Raw genomic sequence first — 16,515 nt, 5'->3', positions numbered from 1 at the left:
AGGATAGAAATTTTACGCGAGCGAGCGGCATATTACTAGGGCTTATTGGGGGTTTTTATCATGCAAATTCATGTGTTACCCCAGTTCAGAGCCTGAGTTTTGCTCAAGGGGAAACCCAAACCTCAATTCTGACGTAAACAACTTCCGCTTTCAGCCACTAGCAGCATTTGTAACTAAACTGTAAGCTCACACCTGTACCTTGCCAAAATTGCAGCAAACAACACTATAACGACTGCAATTAGACTACATTAACCATACAAATCATTACAAAACAGAAAACTATAAAGTCTATGGCAAACTGACCGATATAAATTCGGTTTATGGCCCATTTTATCGAGGCACTCATGAAAGAAGTAAAATTTCGCTGGATAGATCAATACCTTATCCATATGACCTTAAAAACTAAATTCGCTATTCTCTCTATCGTTCCTATGTTGATGATTGTTGGACTGGCGCTTTTCCTAGATAACCAATCCCAGCAAACCTTAATTCAAGGACAACTCAATAGTCTGCAAAATGCTTCACAACAAATCAACCAAGTCACTGGCAGCTTATATAACAAACTACCAGAGCCAGAACGCCAAACTATCCTTAATCAACTTAGTCGCGAAATTGAAGGTAATGTCAGCATTGTTTCGGTAAATGAAGCCGACAGTAAAGCGCAATCCATCGCTCGCAGTGGCGGTGGTATCGATGATAGCGGTAAGCAACCTAGAGCTGTGAGTCGCGTTAACGATCAAAACCTGATCACGATTATTCCCCTAGACAGCAAAGAAATTGATGCCTTGCTCGCCAACGATAACCTGCTGGTTTATGGCCTAATGGCGGCACTCTTGTTTGTGCTATTTTTGTTCAGCTATTACATTTCAACCTTCGTAGGCGGCGCACTTTATACGACAGTGATGGCATTAAAACGGGCCGCATCGGGTGATTTAACGGGGCGTTTAAACTTCTTCGAAGTAAAAGACGAGTTCAGTATCTTAGCCATCAGCATAGATACCTTAGTAGAACGTCAACATACCTTAGTCAAGCAAATCGCAGAATCGACCGCTAAAATACGCGAAGTTGTATCATCGTTTCGTAGCACTGCGCAGCAAGGTCAATCCTTGGCGGTAAACCAGAGACAACATCTGGACTCCTTAGCGACGGCAATGGAAGAAATGACCGCCGCAGTGAAAGAAGTTGCCCGCAATGCCGAACAATCCTCAGCCGAAACCCAAGAAGCCAATCAACAGGTTAGCGCGGGCGGGAAAGATATTGAAACCACAGTTAAGGCCATCGATGTGTTATCGGATGAAATCTCCGCGGCCTCAAATGCGGTGGGTGTACTCAATGACAACGCCAGTAAAATTGATGAAGTGGTGTCAACTATTAATGCGATTTCCCAGCAAACCAACCTACTCGCCCTCAACGCAGCGATTGAAGCGGCGCGCGCCGGTGAACAAGGTCGTGGCTTTGCCGTGGTGGCCGATGAAGTACGTACTTTAGCGGGGAGAACTCAGGCCGCAACGGTTGAAATCAAAACCATGATCGAATCACTTCAATCGGGTACTCGCAATCTGACACAAGTGATGTCACGTACTGTGAATCAAGCTAATGAAGGTAAACAACACGTACTGCAAACGGGTAAAGACTTAGAGTTTATCGCCCACCACAGCAACAAAGTGTTTGAAATGAGTGTGCTAATTGCAACCTCGGCCGAAGAGCAATCGGCAGTGGCCAACGAGATTGCAACTAACTTAATGGAAATTCGTAACCAGTCCCACGATGTGGAGCAATCGGCCAACCAGTCGGTTTCAGGTTGTGATGAGCTGCAAGCAACAGCTGGTCAACTTGATCAGTTGATGGTGGGATTAAAAATCTAGTCGAGCATTATTTGATGGAATTTATATTCACTTAACACCCAAAATGCACAAGGGAGCGATAATCGCTCCCTTGTTGTTTTCATTCTGACGGTCACTTTCCAATCAACAAGTGTCGTTTCAATTAATAAGTTAATTTTCAATCGATAACGCTACGGCAAAATGAATTCACGTCTGTTAATCCACGTCTTTAAGTGGCCATAGCACGATATGATCTTCAATATCCTTCACGCGTCTTTCATCCACCACCTTGCCTTGGATCGACATACCCGCTAAATGCATCGCTTCTTTGGAGCCTGTGAGCAGCGGATGCCAGCTCGGTAGCTCACGCCCTGCCGCTAGGCGGCGATAGGCACAACTGTCGGGCAACCAAGTTAACTCATGGATATTATCAATCGTGATCACTGTACATTGGGGGACATGGGTGAAACGGTCACTGTAATGCTGACAGCCTGCCGTTTGATGATCGAGCAAAAGGCAAGCTGCATTGGTGTAATACAAGTCTTCGGTTTCATCATCTATCAACTTGTTTAAACAACATTTACCACAACCGTCACACAGGGATTCCCACTCGGTTGTGCTCATCTGCGCTAATGTTTTACTCTGCCAAAATGCCATGATTAACTATATCTTCTTAATAAAAAACCCGCTCAATGCGGGCTATTTTACACTAATTTGTCGTCAGATACGCAATGCCACTGAGATTAACGAGTGTGGTTTGACGCGCCTGAGCTCATTAGCAGCGTCTTGATGCTACCTGGTTAATCTTTGATCCCAAGGCTCAGCTTATGCTCAGCCAATAAATTCACCTGAGGTGGTGGAATTTGTAAATAAAAGCCATTTTCTGCCATTGCTGCTCTGACTTTATGTATATCTGCCATTCCTAACGCGTCGCGTTTAGCGATAGGAAACACCATCACCAACTTTGGCACGCCAAACATTTCCATCAAAGGCACTGGAACATCGTCAAAACAATCTCTTTTCTTCACAAATAAATAAGTATCAGCCTTTCGGCTACTTTTATAAACGGCACATAGCATAAGAATCAAATATCCAATAGTTCAAACTTGCCAGTCAATGGGGCACACTATAACATGGTCGCCTAGTAATTTAATTGTAAAATCAGCGAACCGACTGATGATTTCTGGAGAATAGTGCCGGGATGTCAAAACCTAGCTTAGAGTTAAAAGGCGCTTCTTTTACTCTTTCAGTGCTTCATATTAATAGCAGCGATTTACAAGCTGTCATGACTGAATTAGACCATAAATTGGCACAGGCTCCTCAGTTTTTTCTGGGTGCTCCTTTAGTCGTCAATCTGAGTGCCATTCAGCACGACAGCTTGAATTTAAGTGCGTTAAAGGATCTGCTGATCTCACGTCAATTAGTGATTGTTGGCATAACGGGCGCGACAACCGTACTCAGTAAACAAGCAAAAGACTTAGGCCTTGCCATAGTCAAAGCGGGAAAACAGAGTAGTACCCCGCCGCCAGCCCCGCGCCAAACTAAGATAGTGAAGCAAAATATTCGTTCAGGCCAACAAGTCTACGCAAAAAATGGTGATTTAATCATATTTGGTGCGGTAGGCAATGGCGCAGAAGTCATCGCAGATGGTAGCATTCATATCTATGGCGCATTACGAGGGAAAGCCATGGCAGGCGCCGCGGGCGATTCCAGCGCCGTTATTATTGCCCACTCTCTGGAGGCCGAACTCGTTTCAATAGCAGGGCAATATTGGCTCGCTGAAAATCTACAACAACATAGCTCAGATAAAAGCGGCTGCATTCGCCTAAACGGTGAGTCGCTTATGGTTGAATCATTGCCCCTCTAAATGGCAGAACAAAGGATAGAGAGAAACATGGCACAAATTATTGTTGTCACTTCAGGTAAAGGCGGCGTAGGTAAAACCACATCGAGTGCTGCAATTGCGACCGGTCTTGCCATGCAAGGACACAAGACAGTCGTTATTGATTTCGATATAGGTTTACGAAACTTAGACTTGATCATGGGTTGCGAGCGTCGTGTTGTTTATGACTTCGTTAATGTGATCAATGGTGAAGCCAATTTAAATCAAGCGCTGATCAAAGATAAACGCTGCGACAAGTTATTCGTTTTACCCGCTTCACAGACCCGTGATAAAGATGCGCTGACCAAAGAAGGCGTTGGCCGTGTTCTAGACGATTTAGCCAAAGACTTTGAGTTTATTCTGTGTGATTCACCTGCGGGGATTGAGCAAGGCGCTATGATGGCACTGTATTTTGCCGATATCGCCATTGTGACCACTAACCCAGAAGTCAGTTCAGTACGCGACTCAGACCGTATTTTAGGTATGCTGCAGAGCAAATCACGCCGCGCCGAGCTAAACCTTGAGCCAATCAAAGAATACTTACTGCTGACTCGCTATTCACCGAGCCGTGTAAAATCGGGCGAAATGTTGAGTGTTGATGATGTTCAAGAAATTCTGGCCATTGAGTTACTCGGCGTTATTCCTGAGTCACAATCTGTACTGAAAGCCTCTAACTCAGGCGTACCAGTGATTATCGACCAAGAAAGTGATGCAGGTTTAGCCTACAGTGATACAGTCGCACGCTTACTGGGTGAAGATGTACCAGTACGCTTTATTACGGAAGAAAAGAAAGGTTTCTTACAACGGATATTTGGTAGCTAATTATGTCTTTACTCGACTATTTCAAAAGCAAGAAAAAGCCTAGCACTGCGGTAATGGCAAAAGAGCGCCTACAGATCATCGTGGCTCATCAACGTGGACAAAGGGACACTCCCGATTATTTCCCACAGATGAAACAAGAGATCATTGCCGTTATTCGCAAATATGTGCCGATTTCTGATGATCAAGTTTCTGTGCAGTTAGATCAAAACGACGCCAACCTGTCGGTACTCGAGCTTAACGTCACTTTGCCTGACAGATAAGTCGATGACACAAAAAATGTCATCTTCAATTGAAGATGACATTTTGATGTGGATGTTTTTCAGCAATGGATTCAAGTACGAAATATTAAGCACTAGACCTCAAGCTTTGCTAAAGCCTCAGTTGCCAATTCCCCTCGCCAACCGCATAACACTGCTGGTAAATCCCCTTGTTGCTTATCCCAACGCCATTGCAAAAACTCATGGATATGACGTTTAGAACCGAGCATTTCCTGCGGCACATCATGCTTTTCGCATAATTCGACCAAACAGCTTTTAATCGCTTTAAAGGCCGATTTGTAGCCTGATTTTAATGCCAATACATCCACTAACTCGGGTAAATTAACTAAATCCGCAGTTTGTAGCACACGTAATAAATCTTTGCCGTGGATGCGTTTTTCCTGTTCGGTCAAGTCATTGAGCTTAAACAAGTCAGCCGAAGTTTTAGGTTGCTTCTTCGCTAATGCAATAAGACCATGATCTTTGATCACAAAACCTAAGGCTAAATCACGGACTAAGGCTTTTTCAAGGCGCCATTTGGCGAGCACTTTAAGGTAAGCCAATTGAATTTCAGTGAGTTGAAAAGCATTTTTCACTTTCAAATAGGCTGTATCAAGATCAGGATCGGCAAGCCTGCCCTGAGTCATCCTTTCCCCTTCCTCGTATAACCAAGCTAAACGCCCTTGGGCGCTGAGTTTCGCTTCCAGTTGAGGATAGAGCTGATACAAATACAGGACGTCATTGGCGGCGTAGCTTAACTGGGCTTCCGTTAAAGGACGACGGATCCAATCGGTACGCGATTCACCTTTATCGATTACTTCACCAAGGCAAGTTTCAACTAACTTGGCATAACCCACACCGTGGCCCATACCACACAAAGAGGCGGCAATTTGGCTATCAAACAAAGGCGTAGGCTGACATTTGCCATAGTGGGCAAAAACTTCTAAGTCTTCACTGCAGGAATGCACTAGCTTAACGATATTCGGGTCCGATAACAGCGCCCAAAATTGGGTTAAATCAGGTAAAGCGACCGGATCAATCAAAGCTAAGGTTTTACCATCATAGGCTTGGATCAAACCTAACTTGGCATAATAAGTACGAGTACGAACAAACTCGGTATCTAACACGAGTATCTTACTCTGTTTATATTGGGCAACGAGGGCATTAAGGCTTGCTTCATCACTCACATATTGAAACGCTGACAAATTCTTCTCCAGATCCTGTGGGTCAATCACAGTCCATAAAAACAAAAGCCGGCAAATGCCGGCTTCAATCTTACGCGCGCTTAGCTTCGTCTCTAAGCTCTCGTCGCAAGATTTTACCCACGTTGGTTTTAGGTAACTCGTCCCTAAATTCTACCAGCTTCGGCACTTTATATCCCGTTAAATGAATACGGCAGTGCTTAATGATGTCTTCAGCGGTTAAAGATTTATCTTTTGCCACCACAAATACCTTCACTAACTCACCACTGGCGTCGTTTGGCACACCAACGGCAGCCACTTCAATCACTTTTGGATGAAGTGCAACCACTTCTTCGACTTCGTTAGGGAATACGTTAAAGCCTGATACTAAGATCATGTCTTTCTTACGGTCGACAATATAGAAGAAACCTTTCTCATCCATGTAACCAATATCGCCCGTGGCTAACCAGCCGTCAGTGTCGATCACTTTGGCGGTTTCTTCAGGACGTTGCCAATAGCCTTTCATCACCTGAGGACCTTTACCAAAAAGCTCGCCGGTTTCGCCTTGGGCTAATACCTTGCCGTCATCATTACGGATTTGGATCAGTGTCGAAGGGGCAGGAAAACCAATTGAACCGTTATAACCGTCTAAGTTATATGGACAACAGGTTAATAAGGGTGAGGCTTCCGTCAGACCATAACCTTCAAGTAAACGGGTTTTAGTAATGGTTTGCCATTTATCCGCCACGGCTTTTTGTACCGCCATGCCGCCACCGATAGAGAGTTTTAAGCGTGAGAAATCCAACTGGGAAAAATCATCACTGTTCACTAAAGCGTTAAATAAGGTATTCACCCCAGTTAATGCGGTAAAAGGATACTTTTTCAACTCAGCCACAAATCCTGGGATATCGCGAGGATTGGTGATGAGTAAATTCTGACTACCTTTGTGCAAAAACAGCAGGCAATTCACGGTCAAGGCGAAGATGTGATACAGCGGCAAGGCCGTTACGACAAACTCACTGCCATCGTTTAAAGCGGGAGAATATGCACCATCGGCCTGCAACACGTTTGCGACAATATTGCCATGGGTCAACATAGCGCCTTTAGAGACCCCAGTGGTGCCTCCTGTGTATTGTAAAAACGCTAAATCATCGTTAGTGACTTCTGGTTTGATGTATTGCATGCGACGACCCGTTGATAAGGTATCGCGCATTGATAAGGCATGGGGTAAATTGTATTTTGGCACTAACTTCTTGATGTACTTCACCACAAAGTTCACTAAGGTACGTTTTGGTGCACTTAATTGATCACCTAAACTGGTGATAATCACGCTTTCAACAGGAGTTTGCTCGACCACTTCTTCTAAAGTGCGGGCGAAGTTTGACACCACCACAATGGCTTTGGCGCCAGAGTCAATCAACTGATGTTTAAGCTCGCGCGGTGTATAAAGTGGGTTAACGTTAACAACCACCATACCTGCACGCAAAACACCAAACAATGCAATGGGATACTGCAACAGGTTTGGCATCATCAAAGCGACACGGTCGCCCTTTTCAAGCTTTAATTCATTTTGTAAATACGCAGCGAATGCTCGGCTGCGTTCTTCCAATTTACGGTAGGTTAGCGTGGCACCCATGTTGATAAATGCAGGTTGATCTTCATACTTAGACACCGCTGTCTCGAACATGTCGACAAGCGATGAGTATTGTTCCACATTAATTTCAGCAGGCACATCTTCTGGCAAATGATTAATCCAAGGCTGATCCACTACTCTCTCCTAAATCCCCACAACTGCGGAAACAATATCCATACAAGCGTCAAGACTCGATAAATACCGAGTTAAAATACCGGCTTACATTTTATAGTTATTGATTTACTCGTCATAAATCATACGAGCGTTTTAATTTTGATCATCATCACATAAAAAAAACAAAAAACCTAGCGTCTTTTTTATACCCATATAAGCAACCTATTAAACGAATTTGCGGATCAAACGTGCAACGCCTTCGGCATTGTCCATATGCACATGATGATCGCCCTCAATTATGTGCTCAGACAAATGCTTGAACCACGTTCTGGCCTTAGGTATCGCGCTCTGCAACTGGCTAAATCCCTGTTTGCCACAAATTAATAAGGTTTCGACATTGATGTCCTGCATCAAGGCATCAACTTGGGCGAAGGTTAATCGTTGGGGTGAATCTAATCTTAATCGAGGATCACTACGCCAACCTATGCCATCACCTTCGGGCTGCATATTACGATCGAGCAACAAACGACACCAAGGTTCGGCAAGTCCTGTTAAATGTGCCCTCGCCCGCACCGCAGTATCTATACTGTCGTAAATCTTTGCCTGCCCATGCTTCTGAGTTAAATACTTCTCATGCTGATAGAAGCTTTTTTTCAATCGCGCCTTAGCTTGCGTTGGCAACTCAGACAAGGGGCTTAACGCTTCAATCAATACCAGCTTGTTAACCTTTTCGGGAAATGTCGCCGTGTAAGCTGAGGCGATTATACCGCCAAGCGAATGCCCAATCATTGCCGCTGGCTTTTGCGGTAATGCCGTTAACAACGCGTCTAAATCATACAAATAATCAATCCAATGCAGCGGATAGTGTCCCGGCCTATGTGCAGAAAAGCCGTGTCCTGGCCAATCAATGGCAAGCACTTGATAATCAAGTAAATGCGCTGCTAAGGGTTCAAAACTGTTGGCGTTATCTAACCAACCATGTAAGGCAAGTAATAAAGGTTTATCCTTCGCCCCCCATAATCGGCCCGCGACCTTAATATGAGGTAATACAAATTCGATTTGATTTTTGGGGGCGAAAGATTGCCACATAATGCCTCTGATGTCAGGTAATTAAGATGATTTTTTGACAAATTTAAGTGTCATACGGTCACTTTCACCGATCGCTTGGTATTTTTCTTTATCGGTATCACCCAAGGCAAAAGAGGGCGGTAGCGTCCAAACACCTTTGGCGTAATCTTTCGTATCTTTGGGGTTCGCATTGATTTCTGCACTTTCAACTAAGGTAAAACCGGCTTTTTTGGCTAAAGCAACCATAGCTGCTTGATCCATATAGCCAGTGCTGAAGTTCATTCCTTCGTTGGCTCTATGCTCTACCACGCCAAAGATACCGCCGTCCTTCAACACTTTAGAAGACGCGGCAAACACGTTTTCCAACTGTTCTGTCGATGCCCAGTTATGTAGATTTCGGAAGGTTAATACCAGATCAGCACTACCGTCAGCACCTAAATCCATCTTATGTGGAGGATCGAAGGTAACAATCTTAGCATTGCCCATGACGTCTTTATTGGCCGTCATCCACGCAGCATACTTAGTACCCGCGTTCGCGCGATAACGATTTCCGGGAGTATCTGTCGCAGGAGCCGTTTCGAAACTGGCTGCGATATATTGGCCCTCTTTAGCAAGATAAGGCCCTAATATTTCACTGTACCAGCCATTACCCGGCCAGAGTTCAATCACAGTCTGTTTTGGGGTAATGCCAAAAAAAGTTAAGGTTTCAGCGGGATGACGATAAACGTCACGGCTGGCATTTTTAGCCTGACGAAAATCGCTTTTTAAGACTTTATCTAAGCTTTCATCGGCATAGGTAACACTCGAACATAAACCAGCAAGCAGCAGACTGGCAACTAAGGTGACTTTTTTCATTGTAATTCTCCATGGATACCGAAGGCTTAACCTAGCAGCCAATGGCCAAAAATCCAAGGAATAGAAGTAGGAAAACTAAGCTTTAAGCGACATAAGTGTTTATAGCTCAAAGTGATGAGCAAAATCACCTTTACCTAAATCAACAAAGTTCAAAGCAGAAAAACGATGGGGAAAACACTAGACGACTGAGGCATTAAACAAGCTTGAGAACTAACGACTTGCGGCATTATCTACGCGGCGCCACGCAAAATACAAAGCGCAGGCACTGGTTAATAACCATAATCCCACCCAAATCCACGCGGGGATCCAAGAACGCTCAGCCAACATCACTGCATCACCTTGACCATCAAGCCCGAGCAACACTGTCGGACTCGCAAGCGCATTAAGCATGATCATCAAGCCAATAATACGCAAAAACTGAGTCAACATTTTGTTTTGACTGAGTTTAAGCGGTAACAACAAAATAATAGTCAGCACAGCTAAAATCGCTAACGTGAGAATATCCCTGCCCCAAAGCAAGCCGCTTAGCACCACTAAGGCACCTAGCAAGGCAAAACTCACGCGGATCCCCTTTGGCCAAGTCGCTAATAAATAGATTAAATATCCCCAACAGGCTGCACCAAAATACCCAGCAAAGCCAATAAACATCGGCGAGCCGCCTTGGCTAAAACAAAATCCTGCTCCATTCGGAAACAACTGAATATGGCTGACCACGCCCGAGCTTAAAATCGTTGCAATGCCATGGGACAGTTCATGAAAATAGCTTTCAAGCCATTTAAACGGCACGCTCAAATAGGGAATTCTAGTTATCAATAAAGCTAAAACTAGCTCGATAATAAACAAACCACGGCTTGGCACACCACTTGTGGCTAAGCCTGTCAGTTTAGAAGAGGAAAATCGCGAGGTTGAACGGGAAGACGTTTTTTGATGCTCAAGCATACAAGTCCACACCCACCATTTGCTGAATTTCATCGCGTTTGGCGGCATGTTGGGTTTGTAAATATTGGGCAATCGCTCCCTGATGGCCGCGAGTATCTTGCTCATACTCGAGGTGTGCACCAAGCCTTGACTGTAAATTTCCCGCTGCGTTTTTACTTTTAGGCTGAATTTCTAAACTAAGGGCTTCGACAGCGTCTTGCTCAATCACTGGGCGTGACGATTCAGGCGCAGTCAGCCCCTGAGCGATAGCGGGTCTATTACTCGCTACAGCATTCGTCAAACTCATTTGATTCACATTAACTTGCATCAAGAAGCCTTAAGTTTGCACTATCCATCGTTAAGCCATTCATCGTAAAGAATGCTTAGTATCAGTCGCCTGAGATTCTATCGCAGATACTCAGGCAAAGAACAGCTTATTCACGGCCGGGTAACTTTTTCCATGTCACTGTATCACGTAAGTACACAGGTTCAAGCTCATCGACCGAGGTTATCAGTCCAGCTTTTATGCCTGCTTCAGCCAATATCAGCATAGCCTTTGCATCGGGATATTTCACAGCCTCGAGAGCTAAAATCCCCTTGCCGAGTGCCAGCAAATCGGGATAAGCATCAAAACCTGTGCCGCAGCCCACAATTGGCGCTTGAGTATCGAGCTGAAGTTGTACGTCCGCAGGTGAACTGACCACTTCTTTACCGACAAGCGTTGCAATACCATCAACGGCCACAAACTGGCCCCAATACACTTCGCCCATGCGCGCATCAATGGCGCACAAAACTTGCTCGGCTTGATGCTGGCTAATCGCCATTTGTGCCATTGCCGCTAAGGTTGAAATACCAATCACAGGCAAATCTAATCCCAGTGCCAGACCTTGCGTCATGCTAGTGCAGATACGGATCCCCGTAAAACTGCCAGGGCCTCGTCCGTAAGCAATCGCAGTCACTTTATCTAAGCGAATGCCCGCTTGCTTGAGCACTGAATCGACCATAGGCAGCAGACGTTGACTGTGTTCACGCGGCGCATCGGCAAGTTCAGCATAAATCTGACCTTGATATTGCAGCGCAGCTGAGCAGGATTCGGTACAAGTGTCTAAGGCAAGAATACAAGCAGAGTGTTCATGTGTTATTGTCATTTCAAAACCGGATTAGCGGGCAAGATTTCGCATCAAATTTACATAATCTGTATTGCGCGAATATGCCATGAGAAAACTGGCGCAAATAATAACATCAAATGCCCGAAAACAAAGGGCTAAGCAAGCAACTCAGCTAAAATAGCGCTCGCATGATATTCAGTCGCAAATCTGGACGAGATGAATTTATGTGATCTAAGTCAATGATCAATAAACTCATTAATGAATATCGCTCGCTTGGGGAAACTTTTTCAACTTTGATTGTCAGAGCAGAAAAGTAAGGGGCGAATTTATCCCTTGCCATTCCCTTAGTATTGTACGATTGCTTTAACCCGCCTTAGATAAGGACATTTCATGTTAAACACGCCTCCATTGCGTCGCTTAAGACGCTTACGTAATTCAGAAGCAATGCGCGATCTGCTGCGCGAAACCCATATTTCGCTGAGCGATCTTATCCATCCCCTGTTCATTGAAGAGCATATCACCCATGCCGTGCCCATCTCCACGCTACCAGGCATCAGCCGCTTACCTGAGAGCGCACTGGCGGATGAAGTTCGCGAGCTTTACGCCCTCGGGATCCGCTATGTGATGCCCTTTGGGATTTCCCACACTAAAGATGATAAGGGCAGCGATACATGGGACGACAATGGTTTACTCGCCCGTATGGTGCGCACCATTAAAGCTACCGTGCCTGAGATGATGGTGATCCCCGACATTTGTTTTTGTGAATACACAGATCACGGCCATTGCGGCGTGGTGCACAATAATGAAGTCTGCAACGATCTCACAGTCGAAAATTTAGTTAAGCAATCGATAACAGCCGCCAAAGCGGGCGCTGATATGTTAGCACCATCGGCCATGATGGACGGTCAAGTGAAAGCCATTCGCCAAGGGCTCGATGCCGCAGGTTTTGAACATGTGGCGATTCTGGCCCACTCGGCAAAATTCGCCTCTTCCTTCTACGGTCCTTTTAGAGCCGCGGTCGATTGTGAACTCAGTGGAAATCGCAAGGGATATCAACTGGATTATGCTAATGGTCGTCAAGCCCTGTTAGAAGCCTCATTAGATGAAGCCGAAGGCGCCGATATCCTGATGGTTAAACCCGGCACCCCCTACTTAGATGTGCTCAGCCGTTTAAGACAAGAAACCCACTTGCCACTCGCCGCCTATCAAGTCGGCGGTGAATATGCGGGCATTAAATTTGCCGCCCTTGCGGGCGCGTTGGATGAGCGTGCTGTGGTGACTGAAACGTTTATCGGCTTAAAGCGGGCGGGTGCAGATTTGATTGTCAGCTATTACACCAAACAATACGCCCAATGGTTAACTGAAAGCCGATAGTGCGTCGGTAGCTAATCAAAAGTTACGCTAATCGTTAAACCGATAGCTAAGCGGCTTGTTAAGAGAACAACTAGGTTTTGCACTTTAGAAACCCCATAAAAAACGCCACCTTTATCGGTGGCGTCTTTGTATTTAACACCCTATTCACTTAAGCCTTCTGCAATCTTGCAAACAAGGCTTTCACTTTTTCCACTTTAGGACGCACGACCATCTGACAATAGGGCTGCTCACCGTGTAAAGCGAAGTAGTCGTTGTGATAATTTTCAGCGGGATAAAAAGTATCAAACGCTGAAACTTGGGTCACTATCGGCGCATCAAAAACCTTGGCTACTGCTAACTGAGCAAGCATAGCGGTAGTTTGCTCTATCTGCTCAGCATTATGGGTAAACACCACGGAGCGATATTGTGGCCCCTTATCATTACCTTGGCGATTAAGCGTGGTCGGATCATGGCTCTCAAAAAAGACCTGTAATAGCGTCGTAAAATCAATTTCCTCTGGGTTGAACTCGATATGCACAACCTCAGCATGGCCGGTTTGGCCCGAGCAAACAGATTTATAATCGGCATCATGGGCTTCGCCGCCGACATAACCTGAAGTGACATTCACCACGCCCTTTAGGCTTTTAAAAATCGCTTCGACGCACCAAAAACACCCTGCACCAAAAGTCGCAAAGTGATTCGGTGCTGGTTCAACAGCATCATCCATCCCTTTGAAAACCATAGAAACTGAGTTAACACAGTGACGGATATTGTTAGGTGTTAACATTTCACCTTCAAAGACATGCCCCAAGTGACCGCCGCACTGGCTACAAACAATTTCAGTTCTGCGGCCGTCGGCGTCTATGTGGCGGGTTACAGCGCCGGCAATTTCATCATCGAAGGCTGGCCAGCCACAATGGGCATTAAATTTATGCTCAGAGCGATACAAGGGGGCATGGCATTTTTTGCATAAATACAAACCCTTAGCATCGTGTTCATAATACTCACCACTAAAGGGGCGTTCAGTGCCTTTCTCTTCGATAACATAGCGTTCAAAATCGGTCAGTTTATTCATATTAATGCCCTTTCGACTCACGTCGTTGTGTATTTCGATATTCTTTGATTAAGAAGCTGATTTATAAGGAAGCCAACATAAGACCCACTCCAAGCAAGATTTCTTGCACTCGGCTTCAAAATGCGGCTGGTGACTAAAATCTTACCACTCAAGTAAGTACTAATATAAGTGCTCATATTAAGTGCTCATATAAGCGACTGCATAAATGACGGAAAATACGGCAGTTGATCCAGATCACAGTCGCTGAGTATTTGCACCCACATCAGCGCACGGCTACACTTGCAGCGGGTCAAATTACAACTAAATATAACAAGTAGAAACCAAAATGAAATTAGAAACCATTGATTACCGCGCTGAAGACAGTGCCCAGCAATTCGTTGAATCACTTCGGGAAACTGGCTTTGGTGTTTTATCTAATCATCCGATTGATAAGCGCTTAGTTGAAGACATCTACACCGAGTGGCAAGCCTTTTTTAATTCAGAAGCCAAAAACGACTATATGTTTAAAAAAGAAACCCACGACGGTTTCTTCCCTGCATCGATTTCTGAAACCGCCAAAGGCAACACAGTCAAAGACATTAAAGAGTACTACCACGTGTACCCTTGGGGCCGTATTCCCGATTCACTGCGTGCCAATATTCTCGCCTATTACGATAAAGCCAACGCACTGGCTGCAGAACTATTAGAGTGGATCGAAACATACTCACCAGAAGACGTAAAAGCCAAGTTTTCGATGCCATTGCCAGAAATGATCGCCAACAGCCAAAAAACCTTGCTGCGCATTCTGCATTACCCGCCGATGACGGGCAGTGAAGAAATGGGCGCCATTCGCGCCGCGGCACATGAAGATATCAACCTGATCACAGTGTTACCTGCAGCCAATGAGCCTGGATTGCAAGTGAAAGCCAAAGATGGCACTTGGTTAGATGTCCCAAGCGATTTTGGCAACATTATCATCAATATCGGTGACATGTTACAGGAAGCCTCTGGCGGCTATTTCCCATCGACGTCACACCGCGTCATCAATCCTGAAGGTACGGATAAAACCAAGTCACGGATCTCTTTGCCGTTATTTTTACATCCAAACCCTACTGTAGTGCTATCGGATCGCTATACCGCCGACAGTTATCTGATGGAAAGATTGCGCGAACTTGGGGTGATCTAAACCTTAATTCAGCCTATTAATCTCAGTGACAATCGCAAGAGACAGTCAAGGATTAAGCGATTAAAGCGCCTTAGGGCGCTTTTTTTATGACATTCGCCACCTTCAAGGTAGAATAGCCGTTCTTTAAGTTATTTAGGACAAGGCGTTATCATGGCAATTCAGTGGTATCCGGGGCATATGCACAAGGCACGCAAGGAGATTGAAGAGGCAATGCCTCAGGTCGATCTTGTTATCGAAGTGCTGGACGCGCGTATTCCCTACAGTAGCGAAAACCCCATGGTGGCTCAGCTTCGAGGCGACAAACCTTGTATCAAACTGCTCAATAAATCTGATCTGGCCGATCCAGAGATCACCGCACAATGGATTGAATACTTAGAGCGTGAGCAAGGCGTCAAAGCCACGGCGATCACGACACTGCAAGCGGCAATGGTGAAAAAAATCCCTGATCTCTGCCGTAAACTAGTGCCAAGTCGTGATAAAACCGAAAAAGACATTCGCACTATGATCATGGGAATACCCAACGTTGGGAAATCTACCATCATCAATACCTTAGCTGGCCGTGTTATCGCCAAAACCGGTAACGAACCTGCGGTAACCAAAACCCAGCAACGGATCAATTTACGTAACGGTATCGTGCTGTCGGATACCCCAGGTATTTTATGGCCCAAAGTGGATAACGAAGCGAGCAGCTATCGCCTTGCCGTCACTGGCGCGATTAAAGATACGGCGATGGAATATGAAGATGTGGCCCTGTTCGCCGCCAAGTATTTCTTAACCGCTTATCCAAAAGAGATTTGTGAGCGCTATAACTTAAGTGAATTACCAAAGGATGATGTTGCACTTCTCGAGGAAATCGGCCGCAAACGTGGTGCGCTGCGTCCCGGTGGTCGCATCGATATGCACAAGGCATCAGAGTTATTACTGCATGAATATCGCTCGGGGAAAATAGGCTTACTCTCGCTAGAAACGCCTGCGATGGCAGAGCTTGAAAAGATTGAAGTCGCCCGTATCATGGCCGAAAAAGAAGCCGAGAAAGAAGCCAAACTGGCAGCAGAGAGACTTAAACGTTCAGGCAAACGTCATAACGACTAGTCAGCCCGACACTCTGCATTTGGAATATTAAGGCGCAGAGTTTGTTAAAGACATTAAAGACAAGACGCTAATGACTTTTATATTCCAGCTTATGGCGCTCATTCATCAATGTTTAAAGTTAAAGCCAGTATATTGAATATACTGGTTTTTTTATTATCAGAAACGAAA

The 16,515-nt window shown here is 45.2% G+C and carries 17 protein-coding genes; 7 read left to right on the top strand and 10 right to left on the bottom strand.

The genetic code is table 11. From position 1 onward, the window contains the following. Positions 1–344 precede the first annotated feature (344 nt). Entirely contained in the window at positions 345–1,865 is a 1,521-nt protein-coding gene (locus tag L5L97_RS10710) for a methyl-accepting chemotaxis protein (protein ID WP_219252690.1), read from the top strand. A gap of 174 nt (positions 1,866–2,039) precedes the next feature. On the opposite strand, the gene L5L97_RS10705 is transcribed toward L5L97_RS10710, so the two are convergent. Together L5L97_RS10705 and L5L97_RS10700 are read right to left on the bottom strand one after the other, a co-directional pair. Continuing rightward, positions 2,040–2,480, bottom strand: a complete 441-nt coding sequence (locus tag L5L97_RS10705; RefSeq protein WP_131525467.1) for a YcgN family cysteine cluster protein — start codon at positions 2,478–2,480, stop codon at positions 2,040–2,042. 143 nt (positions 2,481–2,623) lie between these two features. Beyond that, positions 2,624–2,902, bottom strand: coding sequence for a YcgL domain-containing protein (locus L5L97_RS10700; RefSeq protein ID WP_028760191.1), 279 nt, complete (start codon positions 2,900–2,902; stop codon positions 2,624–2,626). A 122-nt stretch (positions 2,903–3,024) separates the two neighbouring features. On the opposite strand from L5L97_RS10700, the gene minC reads away from it, so the two are divergent. Genes minC through minE form a run of 3 tightly spaced genes read left to right on the top strand, consistent with a single transcriptional unit; the run spans position 3,025 to position 4,787 of the window. Beyond that, on the top strand, positions 3,025–3,690 hold the full coding sequence (gene minC, locus L5L97_RS10695; RefSeq protein ID WP_263181843.1) for a septum site-determining protein MinC: 666 nt from the start codon (positions 3,025–3,027) through the stop codon (positions 3,688–3,690). A 27-nt stretch (positions 3,691–3,717) separates the two neighbouring features. Next, a complete protein-coding gene (gene minD / locus L5L97_RS10690; protein WP_006086391.1) occupies positions 3,718–4,527 on the top strand; it encodes a septum site-determining protein MinD in 810 nt (269 codons plus the stop codon). Between the two features lie 2 nt (positions 4,528–4,529). After that, positions 4,530–4,787 (top strand): cell division topological specificity factor MinE, encoded by a 258-nt coding sequence (minE, locus tag L5L97_RS10685; protein WP_028760193.1) that lies wholly within the window; start codon positions 4,530–4,532, stop codon positions 4,785–4,787. 92 nt (positions 4,788–4,879) lie between these two features. Here the strand turns inward: minE and rnd are convergent, their stop codons facing one another. From rnd to tsaB, 7 genes are all read right to left on the bottom strand, one after another. Continuing rightward, positions 4,880–5,989 carry a ribonuclease D gene (gene rnd / locus L5L97_RS10680; protein WP_263138285.1) on the bottom strand — a complete coding sequence of 370 codons (1,110 nt, stop codon included), beginning with the start codon at positions 5,987–5,989 and terminating at the stop codon, positions 4,880–4,882. A gap of 70 nt (positions 5,990–6,059) precedes the next feature. Next, entirely contained in the window at positions 6,060–7,733 is a 1,674-nt protein-coding gene (fadD, locus tag L5L97_RS10675; RefSeq protein WP_263178597.1) for a long-chain-fatty-acid--CoA ligase FadD, read from the bottom strand. 204 nt (positions 7,734–7,937) lie between these two features. Next, complete coding sequence (locus tag L5L97_RS10670) at positions 7,938–8,801, bottom strand: alpha/beta fold hydrolase (protein WP_212599828.1); 864 nt, start codon at positions 8,799–8,801, stop codon at positions 7,938–7,940. 21 nt (positions 8,802–8,822) lie between these two features. Beyond that, positions 8,823–9,635: a class I SAM-dependent methyltransferase gene (locus L5L97_RS10665; RefSeq protein ID WP_263178598.1), complete on the bottom strand. Its 813-nt coding sequence runs from the start codon at positions 9,633–9,635 to the stop codon at positions 8,823–8,825. 210 nt (positions 9,636–9,845) lie between these two features. Continuing rightward, positions 9,846–10,574 (bottom strand): M50 family metallopeptidase, encoded by a 729-nt coding sequence (locus L5L97_RS10660; RefSeq protein ID WP_028760198.1) that lies wholly within the window; start codon positions 10,572–10,574, stop codon positions 9,846–9,848. Further along, positions 10,567–10,881, bottom strand: coding sequence for a hypothetical protein (locus L5L97_RS10655; RefSeq protein WP_263181842.1), 315 nt, complete (start codon positions 10,879–10,881; stop codon positions 10,567–10,569). The genes L5L97_RS10660 and L5L97_RS10655 overlap by 8 nt, the downstream gene beginning before the upstream one ends. A 106-nt stretch (positions 10,882–10,987) precedes the next feature. Then, entirely contained in the window at positions 10,988–11,701 is a 714-nt protein-coding gene (tsaB, locus tag L5L97_RS10650; protein WP_263181841.1) for a tRNA (adenosine(37)-N6)-threonylcarbamoyltransferase complex dimerization subunit type 1 TsaB, read from the bottom strand. Positions 11,702–12,052: 351 nt separating this feature from the next. Here tsaB and hemB point away from each other — a divergent pair, with 351 nt between their 5' ends. After that, positions 12,053–13,036: a porphobilinogen synthase gene (gene hemB / locus L5L97_RS10645; protein ID WP_028760201.1), complete on the top strand. Its 984-nt coding sequence runs from the start codon at positions 12,053–12,055 to the stop codon at positions 13,034–13,036. A gap of 148 nt (positions 13,037–13,184) precedes the next feature. Here hemB and L5L97_RS10640 read toward each other — a convergent pair whose 3' ends face one another. After that, positions 13,185–14,090, bottom strand: a complete 906-nt coding sequence (locus L5L97_RS10640) for a bifunctional methionine sulfoxide reductase B/A protein (RefSeq protein ID WP_263181840.1) — start codon at positions 14,088–14,090, stop codon at positions 13,185–13,187. A 325-nt stretch (positions 14,091–14,415) separates the two neighbouring features. On the opposite strand from L5L97_RS10640, the gene L5L97_RS10635 reads away from it, so the two are divergent. Beyond that, positions 14,416–15,255, top strand: a complete 840-nt coding sequence (locus L5L97_RS10635) for an isopenicillin N synthase family dioxygenase (protein WP_263181839.1) — start codon at positions 14,416–14,418, stop codon at positions 15,253–15,255. Between the two features lie 150 nt (positions 15,256–15,405). Further along, positions 15,406–16,347, top strand: a complete 942-nt coding sequence (gene ylqF / locus L5L97_RS10630; protein WP_011919190.1) for a ribosome biogenesis GTPase YlqF — start codon at positions 15,406–15,408, stop codon at positions 16,345–16,347. The last annotated feature ends 168 nt before the right edge of the window (positions 16,348–16,515 follow it).

Source organism: Shewanella sp. SM71 (assembly GCF_025653905.1).
GTDB lineage: Bacteria > Pseudomonadota > Gammaproteobacteria > Enterobacterales > Shewanellaceae > Shewanella > Shewanella oncorhynchi.
Note: the sequence above shows the minus strand (reverse complement) of the source record. Positions and strands in the feature narration are given on the sequence as shown.